The sequence below is a fragment of the Rhodococcus sp. KRD175 genome, assembly GCF_017168275.1.
In the GTDB taxonomy this organism is placed as follows: domain Bacteria; phylum Actinomycetota; class Actinomycetes; order Mycobacteriales; family Mycobacteriaceae; genus Rhodococcoides; species Rhodococcoides fascians.
Genome location: NZ_JABFAQ010000036.1, coordinates 1 through 2,386 on the forward strand (window position 1 = coordinate 1; position 2,386 = coordinate 2,386).

Here is a 2,386-nt window from a genome sequence, read left to right on the forward strand (position 1 = left end):
TATCGGTGGACGACCTCACGTGTCGGTCTGTGTACGACCTGACGTGTCGGTGTCCGGCAGGTTCATGATGCCGGTGCCTCCACTGGTGTGACAAGCCCTTGCCGGTCTTTGAGCCGGTAGCTGGGGCCGTTGATGGCCAGGACGTCGCAGTGATGAAGGAGTCGGTCGAGGATCGCGGTGGCGAGGACGTCGTCGCCGAGGACGGTTCCCCATTCGGTGAAATGCTTGTTGCTTGTGATGATCGTGGAGCCCTTCTCGTATCTGCGGCTGATCAGCTGGAAGAACATGTTGGCTTCGTCGCGGTCGAGGGCGAGGTATCCGACCTCGTCTATGACCAGCAGAGATGGGCGCATGAGGTTCGCGAGTTGCCGGGGGAGCCGGTTTGCTGCGTCGGCGGCTTTGAGCTTTCGAACGAGGTCGTCGAGGGTGGTGAAGTAGATCGACTTTCCGGCTTGGCAGGCAGCGACCGCCAGCCCGATCGCGATATGCGTTTTCCCTACTCCCGGTGGTCCAAGTATCGCGATGTTCCCTGCGCCGGTGAGGAATTCGAGGGTGGCAAGGTCTCGGATGCGGCGCGGTTCGAGTCCGGGTTGGAAGGTGTAGTCGAAGTCGTCGAGGGTTTTGTGATGGGGAAGCCCGGAGAGTTTGAGGGCGTTGCGGAACCGCCGGGATTCTCGGACTGCGACTTCTTCGGCGAGGAGGTGGTCGACGAAGTCGAGGTATCCCATCTGCGCGGAATCTGCGCGGGCGGCGGATTCGGTGACCGATTCGGCGGTGTGACCGAGGCCGAGCCGGAGGGCGTTGTCGATGATCCGTTGGGTGGTCAGTGAACTCATGAACGGTGTCCTGTCGTGGAAGATGCTGTGGGATAGTGGTTCACGGTCAGACGGCGTAGGCGGACAGTGGTCGATGTTCGACGTGGACGTGTCCGACGAGTGAGATGACTTTGGCGGTCAACGGGTCGCCTGCGTCGACCGAAGGTGACGGTGTGCCCTCCGCGGGGTTTGTATCGACGCGTCCGTCGGTGGTGGCACGGGTGTGACCGTCGGGCAGTGACGCCCAGTGCGCCTGGTCGACGACCCAGGCGCCGCGGACCTGCGAGCGAGCGTGGACGGCCAGGACGGTACCGCCGGCACTGTCGAGGGTGGCGATGGCGATGTTGTCGGCACCGGCGCGTACCTGTACTCGTTGACCTGCCCGGACGCGGTCGGCGGGTACGGAGTAGAGCGATGCCTCGAACGAGATCAGCGCGTCGTTTCCGATGCGCCGTAGGTGGGCTTCGGCGACAAGATACGGCTCGGCCGGGGCAGGACGTAGCGCCGCGTGATCGACGACGGCGCGGGTCCCGATGACCTCACGGTGAGTACGGTGCACCTGAGTCCGGCGGATCGGAACCCAGTCCATGAAGGTGCGGTCGGTGCTAGCGAGATCGGTGAACGTGCGACCGGCCAGGACGTGATCCCGAACGATCTTCACTTGCCGTTCTACACGGCCTTTGCCGGTGGGCCGGTACGCGGCGAGGACGTCGATGTCGAAGCCGTAGTGCCCGGAGAATGCGACGGCTGCTGGATGCAACGGGACAGCATGTCCGGGACGGACATGTTTGCGGACAATGGTTTTGGTGCGGTCGTAGACGATCGAACCCGGGACGCCACCGAAGTGCGCGAAGGCTCGGATGTGGCTGCCCCAGAACGCGGCGGCGTCCATCGAGTGGGTGTAGCAGCAGAATGGGTCACGGGAGAACGAGAGGACCATGTGGAAGGAGTAGACCTTGCGTCCGGTGCCGAAGAGATCGCCTTCATCGCCCCAGTCGACTTGTGCTTGGGCGCCGGGGATGGTTTCGAATCGGCGGTGTAGATTGCCGAGCCCGGATTCTTCTGCGCCGAGTTCGTCTCGGATGATGGGTCTGGCTGTGCTGCAATAGATTTTGACTCGTTGGTAGTTCACGGTCACGGACTTTTCGTTGGTGAGGCGTTCGTGGATGACCGAGGCTGCGATGGTGATGTCGGCGCGGAGCATCTCTTCGATCAGTGCGGCGATGTCGTCGGTGATCGCTCGGGGTTGTGTTCCTGCTCTCGAGGTTCCCTGCGGTGGATGCGTGGGTGCATCGTCGGCGAGGTATCGGCGGACAGTGCGCCAATCGCAGCCGCATTCGCGGGCGATGTCGGCATAGGTCGCGCCGGCCTCGTGCAGGGCTTTGAAACGTCGGATGTTCATCCAAGACTCTCCATCTAGGATCATGGCAAGGGCCACCCTTCGGGTTCGTCAACTTTGGCGGTAGACGATTCGAAGGGTGGCCCTTGTCGTGGGCGAGTTACGACAGGACTCGCCGAGCACCTACATATGAGGTTGTACGGGGACCATCACGTGAGGGTGTACACCGATA

2 protein-coding genes are annotated in these 2,386 nt (G+C 62.7%); both read right to left on the minus strand.

All coding sequences use genetic code 11. The features are described 5' to 3' along the window. Positions 1-62 precede the first annotated feature (62 nt). Positions 63-836, minus strand: coding sequence for an IS21-like element helper ATPase IstB (gene istB, locus J1M81_RS24375; RefSeq protein WP_032385531.1), 774 nt, complete (start codon positions 834-836; stop codon positions 63-65). Positions 837-882: 46 nt separating this feature from the next. Beyond that, complete coding sequence (gene istA, locus J1M81_RS24380; protein WP_008720775.1) at positions 883-2,217, minus strand: IS21 family transposase; 1,335 nt, start codon at positions 2,215-2,217, stop codon at positions 883-885. Between the last annotated feature and the right edge of the window lie 169 nt (positions 2,218-2,386).

Coding starts and splice junctions, on each gene's coding strand:
- istA (WP_008720775.1), bottom strand. CDS start 2,217: ATGAACATCCGACGTTTCAAAGCCCTGCACGAGGCCGGCGCGACCTAT.
- istB (WP_032385531.1), bottom strand. CDS start 836: ATGAGTTCACTGACCACCCAACGGATCATCGACAACGCCCTCCGGCTC.